Origin of the sequence: Nocardioides sp., assembly GCF_035576065.1 — a bacterium.
In the GTDB taxonomy this organism is placed as follows: domain Bacteria; phylum Actinomycetota; class Actinomycetes; order Propionibacteriales; family Nocardioidaceae; genus Nocardioides.
Map to the genome: position 1 here is coordinate 189,259 of NZ_DATLWX010000001.1, position 18,652 is coordinate 207,910.

The window sequence follows — 18,652 nt, forward strand, 5'->3', positions numbered from 1 at the left end:
CGCCGTCGGTCCCAGCCCGTAGGCTGGTGGGGAGATGAGTAGCCCCCACCTGATCCCCGGCCTCGAGCACGTCACCTCCCCTCCGGAGGCGCGCACCACCCGCAGTGGACCGACCCCCGAGGAGCTGCTCGACGGGCTCAACGAGCCGCAACGTGCCGCGGTGGTGCACGTCGGCGCGCCCCTCCTCGTGGTGGCCGGCGCCGGTTCCGGCAAGACGCGCGTGCTCACCCGACGGATCGCCTGGCTCATCACCGAGCGCAGGGCGCATCCGGGCTCGATCCTGGCGATCACGTTCACCAACAAGGCAGCGGCCGAGATGAAGGACCGCGTCGAGGACCTCGTCGGCAAGCGCGCGCGGATCATGTGGGTCTCGACCTTCCACTCCGCCTGTGTGCGGATCCTCCGCAAGGAGATCACCGCCCTCGACGTCGGTGGGACGGCCTACAAGTCCAACTTCTCGATCTACGACGCCGCCGACTCCAAGCGCCTGATGACGCTGGTCCTCAAGGGCCTCGACCTCGACCCGAAGCGCTACCAGCCCGGAGCGGTGCTCCACTGGGTGAGCGACCAGAAGAACGAGCTGCGCGACCCCGAGGACGCCGTCAAGGACGCACGCAACGGCTTCGAGGAGGCCTACGCAGCGGCATACACGAACTATCAGCGCCGCCTGCGTGAGGCCAACGCGCTCGACTTCGACGACCTGATCATGACCGCCGTGCGGCTGTTCCAGACGCTGCCCGACGTCCGGGAGAACTACCGCCGCCGGTTTCGGCACGTCCTGGTGGACGAATACCAGGACACCAACCACGCGCAGTATGCGCTGATCCACCAGCTCTGCGGCCAGGACCTGGAGGAGGGGCGACCGGTCGACGACACCCCCAGCGAGCTGATGGTGGTCGGCGACGCCGACCAGTCCATCTATGCGTTCCGCGGCGCCAACATCCGCAACATCCTCGACTTCGAGAAGGACTTCCCCGATGCCACGTCGATCCTGCTCGAGCAGAACTACCGATCGACCCAGACGATCCTGACGGCGGCCAACTCGGTCATCAAGAACAACGCCGGCCGGCTCGACAAGCGGTTGTGGTCCGACGCGGGTGACGGCGAGCGGATCGCGGGATACGTCGCCGACGACGAGCACGACGAGGCCCGGTTCGTCTCGGAGGAGATCGACAAGCTCGTCGACACGGGCCGTCTCAAGGCCGCGGACGTCGCCGTGTTCTACCGCACCAACGCCCAGTCGCGGGTCTTCGAAGAGGTCTTCATCCGCACCGGCCAGCCCTACAAGGTCGTCGGCGGTGTCCGCTTCTACGAACGCAGAGAGGTCCGCGACGCCCTCGCCTACCTCCGGATGCTGGTCAACCCGGCCGACGAGATCTCGTTGCGACGGGTCCTCAACACTCCCAAACGCGGGATCGGGGACCGTGCCGAGGCCTGCGTCCAGGCGCTGGCCGAGCGCGAGCGGATCACCTTCTGGGAGGCGCTCCTGCTGGCCGACCAGGCGCCCGGACTGGCGACCCGGTCACTCAAGAACATCCAGGGGTTCGTGGCGCTGATCCAGGAGCTCCAGTCGATGGTCGCCGCCGACGAGCGGGCCGACGTGATCCTGGAGTCGGTGCTCGAACGCTCCGGATATCTGGCCGAGCTCGAGGCCAGCGACGACCCTCAGGACGCCACGCGGGTCGAGAACCTCGCCGAGCTCGTGGCGGTGGCTCGGGAGTTCTCGGATGACCCGCAACCCGGGCCCTCCGCCGACCCCTCCGACCCGGAGGACACCGTGGCGGGGACGACGGTCCCCGGGCTGGGTGACTTCCTCGAACGCGTGGCACTCGTGGCCGACTCCGACCAGATCCCTGACGCCCCCGACGGGGAGAGCGCCGGCGTGGTGACCCTGATGACCCTGCACACCGCCAAGGGCCTGGAGTTCCCGGTGGTCTTCCTGACAGGTCTCGAGGACGGCGTGTTCCCGCACCAGCGGTCGCTGGGCGACCAGACCGAGCTCGAGGAGGAGCGCCGGCTCGCCTACGTCGGCGTGACCCGCGCCCGCGAACGCCTCTACGTCTCCCGGGCGATGGTGCGGTCGGCGTGGGGAGCGCCGTCGCACAATCCGGCCTCGCGCTTCATCGACGAGCTGCCCGTCGACCTCGTCGACTGGCGGCGCACGGCGCAGGCCCAGACCCGTTGGGGCCGTCCCGACCTCGCGGCCGGCTCCCCCGCGCGGCTCGGTGTGCCGACGGACGCGGGTCGCCGCAACTTCTCCTCCGCGGCTGCACGCGCCGATGTGGCTGCCAAGGCGAAGCCCGCGCGGCAGATCCCGTCGCTGGAGCCCGGCGACCGGGTGCTCCACGACTCGTTCGGGATGGGCACGGTCGTGGCGCTGGAGGGCGCGGGGGAGAAGTCCGTGGCGTCGATCGACTTCGGGTCCGACGGCGTCAAGCGGCTGCTGCTGCGCTACGCGCCGGTCGAGAAGCTGTAGGTCGGACGGACGAGCTAGGGGTTGATGCCGTGCTCGAGGAACGCGGTGAACGGGTCGACCGGGTCACCGGCGCCGGGGCGCACCTCGATGTGCAGGTGGGGGCCGGTGCTGTTGCCGGTGGAGCCGACGGTGCCGATGGCTTCGCCGCCGCGGACGACGTCGCCGACGCCGACGAGGTAGGAGGTCTGGTGGCAGTACCAGATCTCGGTGCCGTCATCGAGGGTGACGACGGTCTTGTTGCCGTAGGAGCCGTCGTAGCCCACCTCGGTGACGACGCCGTTGGCGACCGAGCGGATCGGCGTCCCGGACGGGGCCGACATGTCGAGGCCGGTGTGGACGCTGGACCAGAGATAGCTGGAAGCGCCGAAGGGTGCGGAGATGCGGTAGTCGGCCAGCGGGAGGACCCACTGGTTCTCCTTGATCTTGGCGGCCTGCTTCTCCGCGGCCTTGGCGAACTGCTGGAGGGCGGCGTGCTGCTGCTCGGCCTGGGCCTCCGCCTGAGCGACGAGATCTTCGTTGGCCGCGTCCGCCATGGCGTCGCGGCGGGAGTCGCGCGACACGATGGCCTCGCGGTTGCGGAGGGGGGAGACGCTGGAGAAGCTGGTGCTGCCCGCAGCGGCGATCGCGCCGGGCTGCGAGCTGACGGTGCGGACGATGTCGGTGTCGGCCGCGGTGACGGCGCCATAGGCGGAGATCGCGAGTGCAGCGACCCCGGCGACGACCGGGGCAGACGGCAAGGCGCGAAGGACGGGGTGGCGAGCAGGCTGCTTCTCTGCCTTGCGTCGACCCGCGACGGGTGCTGCCGAGTGGTCGCGGCCTGAGCCGCGGTGCGCTCGGTGGTTGCCCATGTAGAAGGTCCTTCGTGCCGGAGAGTGAAGAGTGAGGCGTCGCAGACTGTAACGGATAGGTCACAGTGATTGAAATCGTCTCGTGGTGCCAATTGTGGAGGACGTCGGCGGGCCCCTGCAGCCGTTCGCCGAAGTTGGCACCGCTGGTGCTGGTGACGTGGGCCACCTCCTCGGGTTGGTTAACCTTCGGTCATGACGTCCGGCGCCCTCCACAGCGGCCTCCGAGTCGTGGTCGCAGAGAGTGCAGCTGACGGGCAGGACGGCCGCGGCACGAGTCTCGCCCGTGCTCTGCGAGACGCGGGACACGAGGTCGTCTACACGGGGCTGCAGCAGGCCCCCGAGCAGATGGTGGAGACCGCGATCCAGGAGGACGCAGACCTGATCGGCCTCTCAGCCCACGCCGGAGCAGACCTCGTGCCGCTCCTCACGGCGCTGGTCTCGCTCCTCCGGGCACGCGAGGTGGAGGACATCGAGGTCTTCGTGGTGGGCGGCAACCAGGAGGACCTCGCGGTGCTCACCACGATGGGCGTCGCCGCGGTGTTCGCGGCGGCGACCCCCACCACGGAGGTCACCCGATGGCTGGCGGAGCACGTCGCGCAGGAACCCGCCGGGCGATGAGTCCTCAGGCCCGCGCGGCCTGGTAGCGGAGCAGCGCCTCCGCGCGCTCGTCGGCGTGGTCGACGATGCGCAACGGATAGCCGCCCTCGTAGCCCGCGTCGGACTTCCAGGGCTCGTGCGCGGCGGCGCCACCCAGGTGCGCCAGCTCGGGCACCCAGCGGCGTACATAGGAACCGTCCGGATCGAACTTCTTGCCCTGCGTGACGGGGTTGAAGACCCGGAAGTACGGCGACGCGTCGGTGCCGGTCCCGGCCACCCACTGCCAGCCGTGGTTGTTGGACGCGACGTCACCGTCGATCAGCGACGACAGGAAGTGTCGCGCGCCCACCGTCCAGTAGACGTGCAGGTCCTTGGTGAGGAAGGAGGCGGTGATCATGCGCACCCGGTTGTGCATCCAGCCGATCTCGCAAAGTTGCCGCATCCCGGCATCCACGATCGGATAACCGGTGGTGCCGGTGCGCCAGGCCTCGATCGCGTCCTCGGGATCGTCGTACGTCATGCCCGACAGTGCCGGCTTGAGGTCCGACCAGGCCGAGACAGGCGCGTGCCACAGGACGTCTGCATAGAACTCCCGCCAGGCGAGCTCGGTGGCGAAGGTCGACGTGGGCTCGATGTCCGCGAGCAGCGAGCGCGGGTGGAGCACCCCGAGGTGGAGGTATGGCGAGAGCCGTGACGTGCCGTCGTGGTCGGGTCGGTCCCGCTCGACGGCGTAGTCGGCCAGGCCGTTGTCGCGGAAGTCCTGCCAGCGCCGCCACGCCGCCTGCTCCCCGGCCCCCGGGAGCTCGAAGGGGGCGTCGGCAACTGCCTGTTCGAGCAGGCTGACCGCACGCTCGTCCGAGTCGGCCGGCACGAGGCCGGGGGACCGCGGACTCTCGGCCGGCGCGGGCCAACCGTGCGCCCGCCAGGACCGGGCGAAGGCACTGAAGACCTGGTAGGGGTCGCCGGTCCCGTTGGTCACCAGGCCGGGACCGATGGCGTACGGCGAACCCGTGGCCTTCAGCTCGACGTTCTCTCCCACCGCCTGGTCGCGCCGGCGGCCGTAGGGGGTCGTCTCGGCAGCAACGTGGACGACATCGCCGCCCGCCACCGCCGGGACGACGTCGACGGGGTCGCCGTACCGGATCGTCAGGGGAAGGTCCTGGGCGAGAGCCAGCACGTTGGCTGCCAGCCACGCCTGACGAGCAGGACCTGCTGCTGACCACAGTGCGGGATCGACGACGAAGAGCCCGGTGACGGGCCCGTCTGCCAGCGCGGACAGCAGCGCGGGGTTGTCCCGGACGCGTAGGTCGCGGCGGAACCACATGACCGAGGACATGCCGTTCACGGTACCGACGGTGTGATGAGGGCGACCCGCCCCGACCTCGATGTGACCCGCCCGACAGGTCTAGGGTGCCAAGGAGAATTTGCCGGAGTCGTTACGCACCAACGAAAAGGACTGGGTACGTCGTGGACTTGATGGAGTACCAGGCGAAGGAACTCTTCGCGAAGTATGGAGTAGCCGGAGCGCTCGGCAAGACCGTCATGACTCCCGAGGACGCTCGCGCGGCCGCGGAGGAGATCGGTGGCGTCGTCGTCGTCAAGGCCCAGGTCAAGGCCGGCGGTCGCGGCAAGGCCGGCGGCGTCAAGGTCGCGAAGACGCCTGAGGAGGCCGAGGAGGCCGCTCGCGCGATCCTCGACCTGGAGATCAAGGGTCTCCCGGTCAACCGCGTCCTCGTGGTCCCCGGAGCCTCGATCGAGGAGGAGTACTACTTCTCCTACCTGCTCGACCGCTCCAACCGCTCCTACCTCTGCATCGCCAGCGTCGAGGGTGGTGTGGAGATCGAAGAGGTCGCCAAGACCAACCCCGACGCGGTCAAGAAGATCGCGATCGACGCCGGCACCGGCGTCGACGAGGCCAAGGCGATCGCCATCGTCGACGAGGCCGGCTTCCCCGCCGAGCTGCGCGACCAGGCCATCGAGATGGTCCAGCAGCTGTGGACCGTCTTCGTCGAGGAGGACGCGACCCTGGTCGAGGTCAACCCGCTGGCGCGCCTGACCGGTGACAAGCTCGAGGCCCTCGACGGCAAGGTCTCCCTCGACGAGAACGCCGAGTTCCGTCACCCCGAGCACGCCTCCTTCGAGATCCGCGACGAGGAGGACCCGCTCGAGGCGAAGGCCAAGGACAAGGGCCTCAACTACGTCAAGCTGGACGGCGCCGTGGGCATCATCGGCAACGGCGCCGGCCTGGTCATGTCGACCCTCGACGTGGTCGCCTACGCCGGTGAGAAGCACGGCGGCGTGAAGCCCGCCAACTTCCTGGACATCGGTGGTGGCGCCAACGCCCAGGTGATGGCCGACGGCCTCGACGTGATCCTGAACGACGAGCAGGTCAAGAGCGTGTTCGTCAACGTGTTCGGCGGGATCACCGCGTGCGACGAGGTGGCCAACGGCATCAAGGGCGCGCTCGAGATCCTCGGTGACGCCGCGACCAAGCCCCTGGTCGTCCGGCTCGACGGCAACAACGTCGAAGCCGGCCGCGCCATCCTGGACGAGCTCAACCACCCGCTGGTGACCCAGGTCGACACGATGGACGGAGCGGCCGACAAGGCCGCCGAGCTCGCGAACGCCTGAGGACGGAGAGAAACCATGAGCATCTACCTGAACAAGGACTCCAAGATCATCGTCCAGGGCATGACCGGCGGGATGGGTGCCAAGCACACCACCCTGATGGTCGAGTCCGGCGCCGACATCGTCGGTGGTGTCAACGCCCGCAAGGCCGGCACCACTGTCGAGCTCGGCGGCAAGGAGCTGCCCGTCTTCGGCAGCGTTGCCGAGGCCATGAAGGAGACAGGCGCCGACGTGTCGGTCGCATTCGTGCCGCCGGCGTTCACCAAGGACGCGTGCATCGAGGCGATCGACGCCGAGATCCCGCTCCTCGTCGTGATCACCGAGGGCGTGCCGGTGCAGGACACCGCATCGGTCGTGGCCTACCTCGAGGGCAAGTCCACCCGGATGATCGGCCCGAACTGCCCCGGAATCATCACGCCGGAGGAGTCACTGGCCGGCATCACGCCGCACACCATCGCCGGCAAGGGCCCGGTGGGCCTCGTGTCCAAGTCGGGCACCCTGACCTACCAGATGATGTACGAGCTGCGTGACTTCGGCTTCACCACGGCGATCGGCATCGGCGGTGACCCGATCGTGGGCACCACGCACATCGACGCCCTCGAGGCGTTCGAGAACGACCCCGACACCAAGGCGATCGTGATGATCGGCGAGATCGGTGGCGACGCCGAGGAGCGGGCGGCGGCCTACATCAAGGACCACGTCACCAAGCCGGTCGTCGGGTACGTCGCAGGCTTCACCGCCCCCGAGGGCAAGACCATGGGCCACGCCGGCGCCATCGTGTCGGGCTCGTCCGGCACGGCGCAGGCCAAGAAGGAGGCCCTCGAGGCCGCCGGGGTCAAGGTCGGCAAGACGCCGTCGGAGACCGCCGCGCTGATGCGGGAGATCCTGCAGGCCATGTGAGTCGAGCCGTCCGCGGACTGTAACGCCGGGTTACTGCTTGTACCCACCCTGATATTTCAGGGTGGGTACAGCTGTTTTCACGGCGTTACAGGGGGCCTGGCGTTACAGGGGGCTGGCGGTCCCGGGACTCCTGCCTGTTCACCATGGGATGTCGGCCAATGCGCACTTCCCTCGGTCAACTGACCGAGGGAAGTGCCTGTTGAGCAACATCCCATGGTGAAGGGTCAACGGGCAGGCCAGTCGGTTCAGCAGCCGGCGCGGGTGAACACGCACATGTCGACTGCCAGGTCGCGCGCCAGCCGGGTCTGCCTACGGATCTGACCGCGGCTCTCCGAGAGCCTGCCTTCGCCATACGTGTGGGTGATCAGCACGCCCTTGCCGACCCGGATGACCTGGAAGGTCGAGAGCCCCAGACCGCGGGTCCAGCTCTGTGTGAAGGTGACGGCGTCGTAGCCGGTGTCCGCGGCGTGCACGGTCCAGACTGCCCCTCGAACGGGCTCGGCGCAGGCGGCGAGCGCGGTGCGGATGCGGGCCAGCGCCCGGACCGCCACCCGGGCGCCCCGCATCGAGACGAGCTCACGGGCGTCGAGGTATTCCGGACCGGTCGCCCGCACCGCGAGCCTGTCCTCCACCAGGGCGGGCGCCAAGGGCCACAACCGCTCGCCGCACGCCGGGATCCGGCCGATGCCCTTCGCGTCGGGTGCCGGGACCGGCTGCTCGCCATCGGCGTCGTCGACCGAGATTCGCAGGGCAAGCGGGAAGTCGTCCGGGATGGGCGTCGGGGTTGCTGCCGTGGCCGTGGCCGGGGCAGCCGTGAACAGGAGCACCAGCGCGAGCAGGGTGGTGATGAGTCTCGTCATGAGACAACAGCCTAGGCGCCGGGCAGGTCGCTGAGCCGCTCCAGCGCCCGCTCGGCGATGGCGATGAAGGCGTCGCGCTGGAGCGACTTCCCCTCGGAGGGGGTGAAGCCGACCTGGGAGACGGCGTTGCCGTCGCGCATGATCGCCATCCAGAACTGCATGGTCCTCTCGTCCGAGATCTCGATCTCGACGTCCCATACGGTCAGCTGCGCCCGCTTGCTCGAGCGGTCGACCAAGGTGTCGACCGTCGTGCCCAGGTCGTCCTGTCCGCACTTGCGGATGCGGCTGCGGACCTCGCTGACGAAGGCTGATGCCAGCCGCCCCTTCATCGTCGCGACCGTCTGGGTGAGGCCGAAGGTGTCCATCTTCTTCTGGGCCGGGAACAGGAAGGTCCGTGTCAGCGGCCGCTTGACCGCCTTGCCGGCGAACTGCGTGTTGTCGCAGTAGGTGGACGCGGCGTTGGCCCGGGGGCGCTGGGGGTCCGTGCCGACCCAGGGACCGACGGCGCCGGCCACCGGTGGCAGGTCGACCGCACTGAGCAAACCTGGCGGTCTGCCCACGGCAAGGGGGGCGCTCGACCGCATCTTCGGCGGTCCGGCGCAGGCGCCGGCACCCGCCTTCCCGCACGTGGCGTTGACGGCAGCGGCCAGTCCGGTGGCAGTCGCCTGCACGGGCACCGGCTTGCCGGTGGAGCTGACGAGGGTGATGACGGTCAGCCTGCCGGTGCGAGCCAGGCCGACGGCGATCCGGGCGGGGGTCTTGTTCCAGGTGCGCAGGTTGAGCACCGTCGCCTCGTCGCCCACCCGACCGATCGTGTGGGTCGAGAGCAGCTGGGCTCGTGAGTCGAGGCAGTCGGCGTACCAGCCTTGTGCTGTCCTGAAGGCGACTCGCGCAGCCTTCGGGTCGGCCGACATCTCGACGTACTCGACGGCGGTGGCCCGTTCGCGCGTGGCCTTGCGGCTGCCGTTCCTGCCGTCGCTCTTGCCCTTGCCGCTGCCCTTGCCGGTCGGCTCGGCGCTGGTCTTGCCGATGAACGACCGCATCAGGGCGCCGGCGCCGTCGGTCTTGACGCTCCTGAGGAAGTCGTCGAGCGTCGTCGGGTCGGCGAAGCGCGCCTGCTGGCACGGCATCACCAGGCCGTCACCCGCCGAGTTGTCGGACGTCTCGCTGATGCGCCACTTCATGCTCGGGTCGAACCGGGCGACCTGGTCGAGCTCGAGCAGGGACTCGGCAGCGAGCGAGGGTGGTACGGCGGGCTGGGTCTCACGCAGGGTCACGCTCGGCAGCGCGCTCTCCTGGTCGAGGCTGCTGGGCTCGACGCCGTCCGAGGTCACGACCGTGCCAGAGACGAGGAGGGCGGCGACCACCGCGGCGGAACCCATGAGCGTGTGCGTCCGCCGGCGGGCGGCACCGGAACGACGCACGATCGTGCTGCGGGGCCACCGGGTGTCGGCGATGGGTTCGAGCAGGGCCTCGAGAAGAGGGCGTACGTCGGTGCTGGCCACGTCGCGGGAGATCGAGAAGCGTGAGGTCGCGCTCTGGAGGACTCGCTCCGCGTCGGACTGGGGGAGACCGACCTCGCGCGCGATGTCTCCCAGGGTCATCGGGGAGAGCGTGCTCAGCACCAGCGTCCGGCGCTCCTGCGAGCTGAGCTTGGACAGCGCATCCAAGGTCGCCCGGACATCGTCGTCGATGCCCTTGTCCCGGTGCCACGGACGGGCCGCGTGCCGGCGTTGGGCCCGCCGGTGGGCCAACGGACGGACGAAGGCCTCGCGGTCCTCAAGTCGCGAGACCTTGCGCCAGTGGTGCCAGGCGACGGTGAAGGCATCGCGCACCGCGACCCTGGAGGCCGACAGGTCACCCGTCAACGCGTAGGCCTCGTGCAGGAGGCGGTCGCGGGTCTCCGCGTAGAACGCGTCGAACGTCTCTGGGCTCCTCATGACCTTTCCACGGTACGTGATCCGCCGCAGCAGGCGCACACTCCGGCCCTGCGCCGGGGGGAGGCTCTGCCCGTGCGCCGTGTCCGGCTCTGCCCGTGCGCCATACCCGGCGTGGGAACCCGAACCCCATCGGTGCTCGCGTCATGATGGCGGAGCCATGACTTCACTGCTCGTCGACCGCCGTGACCGCACGGGCGCTGCATCGGCCGCCCAGCGACCCTTGGTCCTGATCGCCACGCTGGGTGGGGCAGTTGCTGCTCTCGCCCCCTTGCTGGTGTGCGTCGCGGTGGGAGTCGTCGGCTGGTTCGCCTCCGACGCCGGCGCGCACGGGGCTCCGCGCGACGGGATGCGCATGGGCGCCCTGGCGTGGCTGATGGCTCATGGATCGGGCATCACCGTGCAGGGCGTGGCGGTGGGCGTCGTGCCCCTGGGGCTCACGGCGATCTGCGCGTGGTCGATGTGGCGCGTGGCTCACCGCGTGGGTGACGCGCTGTCCGGTCACGGACCGGACGCTGACCGCATCTCCGACGGAGAGCGCGACCTGACGGTGCCCGTGGCGACTGGCACGTTCTTCGTCGGCTACGCCGTCGTGGCGGTGGTGACCGCCTCGTTGGCGTCCACGGTGGCGACCGCGCCCAGTGTCCCCCCGGTCATCCTGTGGAGCCTGGCGATGTCGCTGCTGTTCGCAGCGCCCGCCATCGCCATCGGCGCGGGTCGCGCGGCGATCTGGGCGACCTTCGTGCCTGCCGTGGTGCGACAGGCCGCTGCGACCGCAGGAGCGATCCTGACCGCGTTCCTGGCCTTGGCTGCCCTGGTGTTCCTCATCTCCCTCGCCGCCGGCGTGGGCGAAGCGGCGACCATGGTGAGCCAGCTCCACCTGACCGCGGCCGAAGGCACGGTCTACGCGCTGGCCAACGCCGGCTTCGTGCCCAACGCGACCCTCTTCTCCGGGTCCTTCCTGCTGGGTCCGGGCTTCGCGGTCGGGGGCAACACGCTCGTCTCGCCCGACGCCGTGGTGCTGGGTCCGCTCCCACTGTTCGCCCTCCTGTCCGCCCTGCCGGATGCCGGGATGAGCGCCCCATGGCTTGCCGCGATGGTGTGGCTGCCGCCGTTGACCGCCGCAGCAGCGACCATGAGGTTCCAGCGACGACACCCTGCCCTGACCTGGCTGGACGCCGGGCTCCGCGGTTGCGGAGGCGGGATCGCAGCCGCGGTGGCGTTCGCCGTCCTGGCATCGGTGGCCGGTGGCGCCGCGGGGCCCGGCCGGATGCGTCACGTCGGACCCGACGTGTTCGACGTGCTCCTCGCCTCGATCCCAGCGCTCGGCTTCGGGGGTCTCGTCGGGGCTCTCACCATGACGTGGTGGCAGCGACGCCGACTGGCGTCGGCTGGGCCCTAGGATCCATCGGGTGACCAGTCGTCTCGTCGTCCTCGTCTCGGGCACCGGCACCAACCTGCAGGCCCTGGTCGACGCTTGCGCGGATCCGGCGTATGGCGCACACGTCGTCGCGGTGGGCGCAGACCGTGACGGCATCGAGGGCCTCGCACGGGCAGACCGGGCGGGGATCGCCACCTTCGTCAAGCAGGTCAAGGACTTCACCACGCGGGAGCACTGGGACCGCGCGATGGCGGACTCAGTGGCCGGCTTCGAGCCCGACCTGATCGTGCTCGCCGGCTTCATGAAGCTCGTCAGCGACGACTTCCTCGCTCGCTTCGAGCACCGCGTCGTCAACACCCACCCCGCGCTCTCCCCGTCCTTCCCGGGCATGAACGGCCCGGCCGACGCCCTCGCGTACGGCGTCAAGGTCACCGGGGCCACCCTCTTCGTCGTCGACGGGGGAGTCGACACCGGCCCGATCGTCGCCCAGGTGGCCGTGCCCGTCCTCGACGACGACAGGGTCGAGACCCTGCACGAGCGGATCAAGACGGCCGAGCGGACCATGCTGGTCGAAACCCTCGGCCGGATGGCCCGCGAGGGCTGGGAGCTCGACGGCCGCCGGGTCCGGATCGGCTGACCGGCTCCGGTCGACTAGTCTGACGCCACACGACTGGCGCAGGTGGGGGACCACCGGGGAGTGAAGCCAGGGAGCATCGAACGCCTGGGTGCTCCCCTCCGCAGCGACTCATGGAGCAACCGTGTCCGAACGCCTTTCCGACCAGATCCCCCTCCGCCGCGCCCTCGTCTCGGTCTACGACAAGACCGGGCTCGACGACCTCGTCCGCGGCCTGCACGTTGCCGGTGTCGAGCTCGTCTCCACCGGTGGCTCGGCCAAGCTGATCGCGGACCTCGGCCTGCCGGTCACGAAGGTCGAGGACCTCACCGGCTTCCCGGAGTGCCTCGACGGCCGGGTGAAGACCCTGCACCCGCGCGTGCACGCCGGCATCCTGGCCGATCGCCGTCTGGACTCCCACGTGCAGCAGCTCGAGGACCTCGACGTCGAGCCCTTCGACCTGGTCGTCTGCAACCTCTACCCCTTCGCGCAGACGGTCGCGTCCGGCGCCTCGCCCGACGAGTGCGTCGAGCAGATCGACATCGGCGGTCCCTCGATGGTCCGAGCAGCCGCCAAGAACCACCCCTCGGTCGCCATCGTGACCTCACCCGACCGCTACCCCGAGGTGCTGTCCGCAGCTGCGGCGGGGGGCTTCACGCTCGAGGCGCGCAAGGCGCTGGCCGCCGAGGCGTTCGTGCACACGGCGACGTACGACGTGCACGTGGCGTCCTGGATGGGCAACGTGCTGACCGACACGTCCGTGGGCTCGGGCTTCCCGGCCTGGATGGGCGCGACCTGGGACAAGGACGCGGTGCTGCGGTACGGCGAGAACCCCCACCAGTCGGCGGCGATCTACTCCAACGGGCACCTCCCCGGCGGACCCGGGCTCGCCCAGGCGACCCAGCTGCACGGCAAGGAGATGTCCTACAACAACTACGTCGACGCCGACGCGGCCCGCCGTGCGGCGTACGACTTCGACCAGCCGGCGGTCGCGATCATCAAGCACGCCAACCCCTGTGGGATCGCGGTAGGACCTGACGTCGCTGACGCGCACCGCAAGGCCCACGACTGTGATCCGGTCAGCGCGTTCGGCGGCGTCATCGCGACCAACCGGCCCGTCTCGGTGGAGATGGCCGAACAGGTCGCCGAGATCTTCACCGAGGTCGTGGTCGCACCCGGCTACGAGGACGGTGCGGTCGAGATCCTGTCGGCGAAGAAGAACATCCGCCTGCTCGAGTGTGCCCCGCTCGCGCGCGGGGGCGTCGAGATGCGCGCCATCTCCGGCGGCCTGCTGCTCCAGGGCCGCGACCTCCTCGACGCCGCCGTCGAGGGTGGTGGCGACGACCCGGCCGCTTGGACGCTGGCCACCGGCGACGCCGCCTCGGACGCGCTGCTGGCCGACCTGGTCTTCGCCTGGCGGGCGTGCCGCGCCGTGAAGTCCAACGCCATCCTGCTGGCCGCCGACGGCGCCTCGGTGGGAGTCGGGATGGGTCAGGTCAACCGGGTCGACTCCTGTCGGCTGGCGGTGGAGCGGGCGGGCGATCGTGCGCGAGGCTCGGTCGCCGCTTCGGATGCCTTCTTCCCCTTCGCCGACGGCGCCCAGGTGCTCATCGACGCCGGCGTGAGGGCGATCGTGCAGCCGGGCGGCTCGGTGCGCGACAGCGAGGTGGTCGAGGCGGCTGAGTTGGCCGGGATCACGATGTACTTCACCGGCGCGAGGCACTTCTTCCACTGATGGTCCGCTTCCTCACCGGGCGTGGCGGGGCCCCCTCGACCGCCACCAGCACGACTGCCTCACCTGCAACCTCCCCCGCACACCCTTCGGCCCACCTGGAGACATCGTGACCGCACAGACCCTCGACGGAGCAGCCACGCTGCGCACCATCAAGGCCGAGTTGGCCGAGCGCGTCGGCGCGCTCAAGGCCCGTGGCATCACGCCGGGGCTCGGCACCGTCCTCGTCGGCGACGACCCGGGCTCGCACTGGTACGTCGGAGCGAAGCACCGGGACTGCGCCGAGCTCGGGATCGAGTCGATCCGCCGCGACTTGCCCGCGACGGCCACCCAGGCGGAGGTGGAGGCCGTCATCGACGAGCTGAACGCCGATCCGGCGTGCACCGGGTTCCTCGTCCAGCAGCCCACCGGGCTCGACGAGTTCGCGCTGCTCTCGCGCGTCGACCCGGACAAGGACGTCGACGGCCTCCACCCGACCAATCTCGGCAAGCTCGTGCTCGGCAAGGCCGGACCGCTGCCGTGCACCCCGGTCGGCGCCATCGAGCTGCTCCGTCGCCACGGTGTGCCGATCGCCGGCGCCGAGGTGGTCGTCGTCGGCCGCGGGCTCACCGTCGGCCGCCCGCTCGGGCTGCTCCTGACCCGCCGCTCGGAGAACGCGACCGTCACCCTGTGCCATACCGGGACCGTGGACCTCGCAGACCACGTGAGGCACGCCGACATCGTCGTGGCCGCTGCCGGCGTGCCCGGCATCATCACCGGCGACATGGTCAAGCCGGGTGCCGCCGTCCTCGACGTCGGCGTATCCCGCGTCGAAGGCAAGATCACCGGGGACGTGGCCCAGGACGTCTGGGACGTGGCCGGCTGGGTCTCGCCCAACCCGAAGGGTGTCGGTCCGATGACCCGCGCGATGCTGCTGAGCAATATTGTGGAGATCGCCGAGCAGAACACCACGCCATGACGGGACCCCTGTGACCGACCCTGCCCCCGACTCGCCGCCCGACGAACACGTCGAGCGGCCCCGCGACGAGAACTGGATCGCGCCGCCGGAGAGCGTGCCGCCGATCTCGGCCGAGGACCTCGTCGACGGCGACCATCCTGGGTACGGTCCCCAGGAACGCCGCTATCCCTCGACCATCGGGGGCGCCTTCTACATCTGCGTGCTCGTGGTCACGATCGCCGGCCTCGCCGTGGTCACGAGCGGCGACTGGCGGCTCGGGATCCGCATGGTGGGCGGAGCGTTGATCGCGGCTGCCGTCGTACGCCTGCTGCTCTCGCCCCGGGACGCTGGCATGCTCGCCGTCCGCCACAAGGCGCTGGACATGGCTCTGCTCACGGGACTCGGCGCTGCCCTGATCTTCCTGACGACCTCGATCCCGGACCAGCCGGGGCTCTGACGGGGGAGTCCCCGCTTAAGCGGGGACTCCAGCACTTCCTAGCCGTTGCAAAGGCCTAGAACTGCAGGACTTCGTCATGAAGTTCGCCACGCGCGCAACAAAGCCCCTTCCGGGTAGACCGGGAGGGGCTTCGTCGTACGGCGATGTCGGGCTGTCTGGGCGGGTCGTTCCCGGGTGACCAGATGCTGCGAGCTAGATGAGGCCGAGCTCGGTGACCTGGTCACGCTCGGACTCGAGGCGGGCGACCGACGCGGCGATCCGCTGCTTGGAGAAGTCGTTGAGCTCGATGCCCTCGACGATCTTGTATTCGCCGTCGGTGACCGTGCACGGGAACGACGAGACGATGCCCGTGGTGACGCCGTAGGAGCCGTCGGACGGGACCGACATCGACACCCACTCCGAGGTGCCGTTCAGCCAGTCCAACATGTGGTCGATGGTGGCGTTGGCGGCCGAGGCTGCGGAGGACGAGCCCCGGGCCTTGATGATCGCGCCGCCGCGGGTCGCGACCGTGGGGATGAACTCGTCGGTGATCCAGGCCTCGTCGACCTGCTCGGCCGCCGAGCGGCCCCCGACCATGGTGTTGAAGAGGTCGGGATACATCGAGTCGTCGTGGTTGCCCCAGATCGCGAGGTTCTCGATCTCGGTGACCGACACGCCCAGCTTCTTGGCGAGCTGCGTCTTGGCGCGGTTGTGGTCGAGGCGGGTCAGGGCGTTGAAGCGCTCGCGCGGGATGTCGGGGGCGTTGCTGAGCGCGATGAGCGCATTGGTGTTGGCCGGGTTGCCCGTCACCAGCACCTTCACGTCGTCGGCCGCGTTGTCGTTGAGCGCCTTGCCCTGCCCGGTGAAGATCTTGCCGTTGGCCGCCAGCAGGTCGGCACGGTCCATGCCCTCCTTGCGCGGCATGGCACCCACCAGCATGGCGGCGTTGACGCCGTTGAAGATGGTCGCCGGGTCGGCACCGATCTCGACGCCGGCCAGCAGCGGGAAGGCGCAGTCGTCCAGCTCCATCACGACGCCCTCGAGGGAGGGCAGGGCCGGCTCGATCTCCAGCAGGCGGAGCTCGATCGGGCGGTCGCCCAGGGCGCCGGCGGCAAGACGGAAGAGCAGGCTGTAGCCGATCTGACCGGCTGCGCCGGTGACGGCGACCTTCAAGGGAGTGGTGGTCACGAGGACTCCTGTGGGCGAAGTGAGATGGGGTCGAACCACGACCGACGCTAGCAGCGCCGCTCGCTGTCCGGCCCGGGAGGGTTGGCTGGCATTCTCCTCCCATGTCGCGCACCTCCGTCCCCCCGCGCCGCGGTCGCCACCTTGCCGTCCTCGCCCTCGCCCTGGCCCTGACGGGCTGCAGCGCGGGTGAGCCACGCTCCGTCGGTCCGGCGGGTGTCGACGGCCTCGAGATCCCGACGGCCTCTCCCGACCCGAGGGACTTCGTGCGGGTGGTCGACAACCCCTACCTGCCGCTCGTGCCCGGCAGCGAGTGGATCTACGACCGGGTCGAGGGCGCCGTCACCGAGTCGGTCACCGTCTCGGTGAGCGACGAGACCCGCACCATCGACGGGGTCACCGCGACCGAGGTCACCACCGTCGTGGACGGCAGCTCAGGACCGGTGACCTCCAGCGAGTTCTTCGCCCAGGACCGCGAGGGCAATGTCTGGTCCTTCGGCGGTGACGACTGGCTGGCGGGGGTCGACGGGGCCCAGGCCGGACTCGTCATGCCGGCCACGCCACGCGTCGGCGACGGCTTCCGCCAGCAGTACGCCGCAGGGGTAGCCGAGGACCGGTCGCAGGTGCTCGACACGGCGGCCAGCGCCACGACGGCGTACGACTCCTGGACAGACCTCGTCGAGGTGCTGGAGACCGACGGAGTCGCGTCGGAGGAGACCCGTCGCTTCTACGCACGGGGGGTGGGGCTGGTGCTCGCCGAGGCACCGGACACCACCACGGAACTCATCGCCCACGGGACGGCCGAGAGTCCCGTGAGGCGATGACCTCGCTCACCTAGTCGGGGCGACGCACCTGGGTGCGGCCGTCCTCGCCGTCGTCCTCGACCGGCTGGCCCCAGTGCTGAGCGGGCGGCTGCTGCTGCGGCACGGGCGGGGCGTAGGGGTCGGGTGCGGGCTGGCCCCAGTGCTGGGGAGCGCCAGCAGGCTGACCTGACGGCGGCCCTGCTGGCGCTGCCGGCTGACCCCACTGCTGGGCGGGGGGCTGCTGCTGCGGCACGGGCGGGGCGTACGGGTCGGGTGCGGGCTGCCAGTGCTGCGGCGCGGCCTGGGGCGGCTGGGCGCTGTGCTGCCCCTGCGGCCCAGACTGCACCGGCTGCCCCTGCCACTGCGGCTGGCCCTGGTTCCACTGCTGCTCGTAGGTGCCGGGCGGGGCATGGACGGCCTGCTGCCGACCGGACCGGAAGCTGAGCCCGGATCCCGGGACGGGGGCGGAGGCGTGGCCGAAGACCAGGGGGTAGGTGAGGCCGGCGATCGTGGCGCCCACCAGCGGGGCCAGGATGAACAGCCACAGCTGGATGAGCGCGTCGGTGCCGCCGAAGACACCCACGCCGATCGAGCGGGCGGGGTTGACCGAGGTGCCGGTGGCACCCATGGAGGCGAAGTGGATCATCGCCAGCGCGAAGCCGATGGCCAGCGGGCCCATCAGCGCCTGGAACTCGTTGCGCTCGTCGGTCACGGCCAGGATGACGTACAGGAAGATCATCGTCAGCAGCATCTCGAGCACGAAGGCTGCCCACAGGGCATAGCCCGAGCCCTCGTCGCCGAAGGAGTTGGCTCCCATGTTGCCGTCGGCGGAGAAACCGTCGAAGCCGTGCATGAGACCGAAGAGGGCCGCGCCGGCGAGCAGGGCGCCGAGGAGCTGGGCACCGACGTAGACGGGTGCCGACTTCCAGGGCAGTCGCCCGCCGAGGACGGCACCGAGCGTCACTGCGGGGTTGAAGTGGCCGCCGGAGATGCGACCGACGGCGTAGGCCATCACCATGACGGCGAGGCCGAAGGAGAGGCCGGTGGTGACGTAGTCGTTGCTCATCAGCGCCGCCCCCACGCCGAAGAAGACGAGGACGAAGGTGCCGAGCAGTTCCGCCGCGAACTTCTGGCCCGTCGTGGGTGTCTCGTCTGTGCCGTTGTGTGGTTCGGTCATGAAGCAGCCTTCCGTCAGGAGTTACAGGTGCCCACCCCCCGTGGACCACGGGCACTCTAGCGAGGCGAGGTGACGGGTGCGAGGCTAGGGACAGGCGACGTCAGGTATCTTGACGTCAAGTTAGTTTGCTCGCGCCGTACTC

At 70.0% G+C, this 18,652-nt stretch carries 16 protein-coding genes and 1 riboswitch; of the genes, 10 read left to right on the forward strand and 6 right to left on the reverse strand.

Going from position 1 to position 18,652, the window contains the following annotated elements; all coding sequences use genetic code 11:
- The first annotated feature begins 34 nt into the window (after positions 1–34).
- Positions 35–2,476, forward strand: coding sequence for a DNA helicase PcrA (gene pcrA / locus VNJ48_RS00970; protein WP_325598185.1), 2,442 nt, complete (start codon positions 35–37; stop codon positions 2,474–2,476).
- 14 nt (positions 2,477–2,490) lie between these two features.
- On the opposite strand, the gene VNJ48_RS00975 is transcribed toward pcrA, so the two are convergent.
- Positions 2,491–3,324: a M23 family metallopeptidase gene (locus tag VNJ48_RS00975; RefSeq protein WP_325598187.1), complete on the reverse strand. Its 834-nt coding sequence runs from the start codon at positions 3,322–3,324 to the stop codon at positions 2,491–2,493.
- Between the two features lie 192 nt (positions 3,325–3,516).
- On the opposite strand from VNJ48_RS00975, the gene VNJ48_RS00980 reads away from it, so the two are divergent.
- A complete protein-coding gene (locus VNJ48_RS00980) occupies positions 3,517–3,942 on the forward strand; it encodes a cobalamin-dependent protein (RefSeq protein ID WP_325598189.1) in 426 nt (141 codons plus the stop codon).
- 4 nt (positions 3,943–3,946) lie between these two features.
- On the opposite strand, the gene VNJ48_RS00985 is transcribed toward VNJ48_RS00980, so the two are convergent.
- The gene (locus VNJ48_RS00985) at positions 3,947–5,257 is read right to left on the reverse strand and encodes a deoxyribodipyrimidine photo-lyase (protein ID WP_325598191.1); all 1,311 of its coding nucleotides are present in this window, start codon (positions 5,255–5,257) and stop codon (positions 3,947–3,949) included.
- A 131-nt stretch (positions 5,258–5,388) separates the two neighbouring features.
- On the opposite strand from VNJ48_RS00985, the gene sucC reads away from it, so the two are divergent.
- On the forward strand, positions 5,389–6,552 hold the full coding sequence (gene sucC / locus VNJ48_RS00990; protein ID WP_325598193.1) for an ADP-forming succinate--CoA ligase subunit beta: 1,164 nt from the start codon (positions 5,389–5,391) through the stop codon (positions 6,550–6,552).
- A gap of 15 nt (positions 6,553–6,567) precedes the next feature.
- Positions 6,568–7,449, forward strand: coding sequence for a succinate--CoA ligase subunit alpha (gene sucD / locus VNJ48_RS00995; RefSeq protein WP_325598195.1), 882 nt, complete (start codon positions 6,568–6,570; stop codon positions 7,447–7,449).
- Between the two features lie 245 nt (positions 7,450–7,694).
- Here the strand turns inward: sucD and VNJ48_RS01000 are convergent, their stop codons facing one another.
- Complete coding sequence (locus VNJ48_RS01000) at positions 7,695–8,309, reverse strand: hypothetical protein (RefSeq protein ID WP_325598197.1); 615 nt, start codon at positions 8,307–8,309, stop codon at positions 7,695–7,697.
- Positions 8,310–8,320: 11 nt separating this feature from the next.
- Positions 8,321–10,249 carry a hypothetical protein gene (locus tag VNJ48_RS01005; protein WP_325598199.1) on the reverse strand — a complete coding sequence of 643 codons (1,929 nt, stop codon included), beginning with the start codon at positions 10,247–10,249 and terminating at the stop codon, positions 8,321–8,323.
- A gap of 157 nt (positions 10,250–10,406) precedes the next feature.
- Here VNJ48_RS01005 and VNJ48_RS01010 point away from each other — a divergent pair, with 157 nt between their 5' ends.
- The 5 genes from VNJ48_RS01010 (at position 10,407) to VNJ48_RS01030 (ending at position 15,366) form a co-directional block, all read left to right on the forward strand.
- On the forward strand, positions 10,407–11,648 hold the full coding sequence (locus VNJ48_RS01010; protein WP_325598200.1) for a DUF6350 family protein: 1,242 nt from the start codon (positions 10,407–10,409) through the stop codon (positions 11,646–11,648).
- A 10-nt stretch (positions 11,649–11,658) separates the two neighbouring features.
- On the forward strand, positions 11,659–12,264 hold the full coding sequence (purN, locus tag VNJ48_RS01015; protein WP_325598202.1) for a phosphoribosylglycinamide formyltransferase: 606 nt from the start codon (positions 11,659–11,661) through the stop codon (positions 12,262–12,264).
- Positions 12,265–12,283: 19 nt separating this feature from the next.
- Positions 12,284–12,361: riboswitch (ZMP/ZTP riboswitch) on the forward strand.
- Between the two features lie 24 nt (positions 12,362–12,385).
- Positions 12,386–13,975 (forward strand): bifunctional phosphoribosylaminoimidazolecarboxamide formyltransferase/IMP cyclohydrolase, encoded by a 1,590-nt coding sequence (purH, locus tag VNJ48_RS01020; protein ID WP_325598204.1) that lies wholly within the window; start codon positions 12,386–12,388, stop codon positions 13,973–13,975.
- Positions 13,976–14,081: 106 nt separating this feature from the next.
- Entirely contained in the window at positions 14,082–14,930 is an 849-nt protein-coding gene (locus VNJ48_RS01025) for a bifunctional methylenetetrahydrofolate dehydrogenase/methenyltetrahydrofolate cyclohydrolase (protein WP_325598206.1), read from the forward strand.
- Between the two features lie 10 nt (positions 14,931–14,940).
- Positions 14,941–15,366: a DUF3017 domain-containing protein gene (locus VNJ48_RS01030; RefSeq protein WP_325598208.1), complete on the forward strand. Its 426-nt coding sequence runs from the start codon at positions 14,941–14,943 to the stop codon at positions 15,364–15,366.
- Between the two features lie 192 nt (positions 15,367–15,558).
- Here VNJ48_RS01030 and VNJ48_RS01035 read toward each other — a convergent pair whose 3' ends face one another.
- Positions 15,559–16,533: a malate dehydrogenase gene (locus tag VNJ48_RS01035; protein ID WP_325598210.1), complete on the reverse strand. Its 975-nt coding sequence runs from the start codon at positions 16,531–16,533 to the stop codon at positions 15,559–15,561.
- 101 nt (positions 16,534–16,634) lie between these two features.
- Between VNJ48_RS01035 and VNJ48_RS01040 the strand changes: the two genes are divergently transcribed.
- A complete protein-coding gene (locus VNJ48_RS01040; protein ID WP_325598212.1) occupies positions 16,635–17,354 on the forward strand; it encodes a hypothetical protein in 720 nt (239 codons plus the stop codon).
- 10 nt (positions 17,355–17,364) lie between these two features.
- Here the strand turns inward: VNJ48_RS01040 and VNJ48_RS01045 are convergent, their stop codons facing one another.
- Positions 17,365–18,510: an MIP family channel protein gene (locus VNJ48_RS01045; protein WP_325598214.1), complete on the reverse strand. Its 1,146-nt coding sequence runs from the start codon at positions 18,508–18,510 to the stop codon at positions 17,365–17,367.
- Between the last annotated feature and the right edge of the window lie 142 nt (positions 18,511–18,652).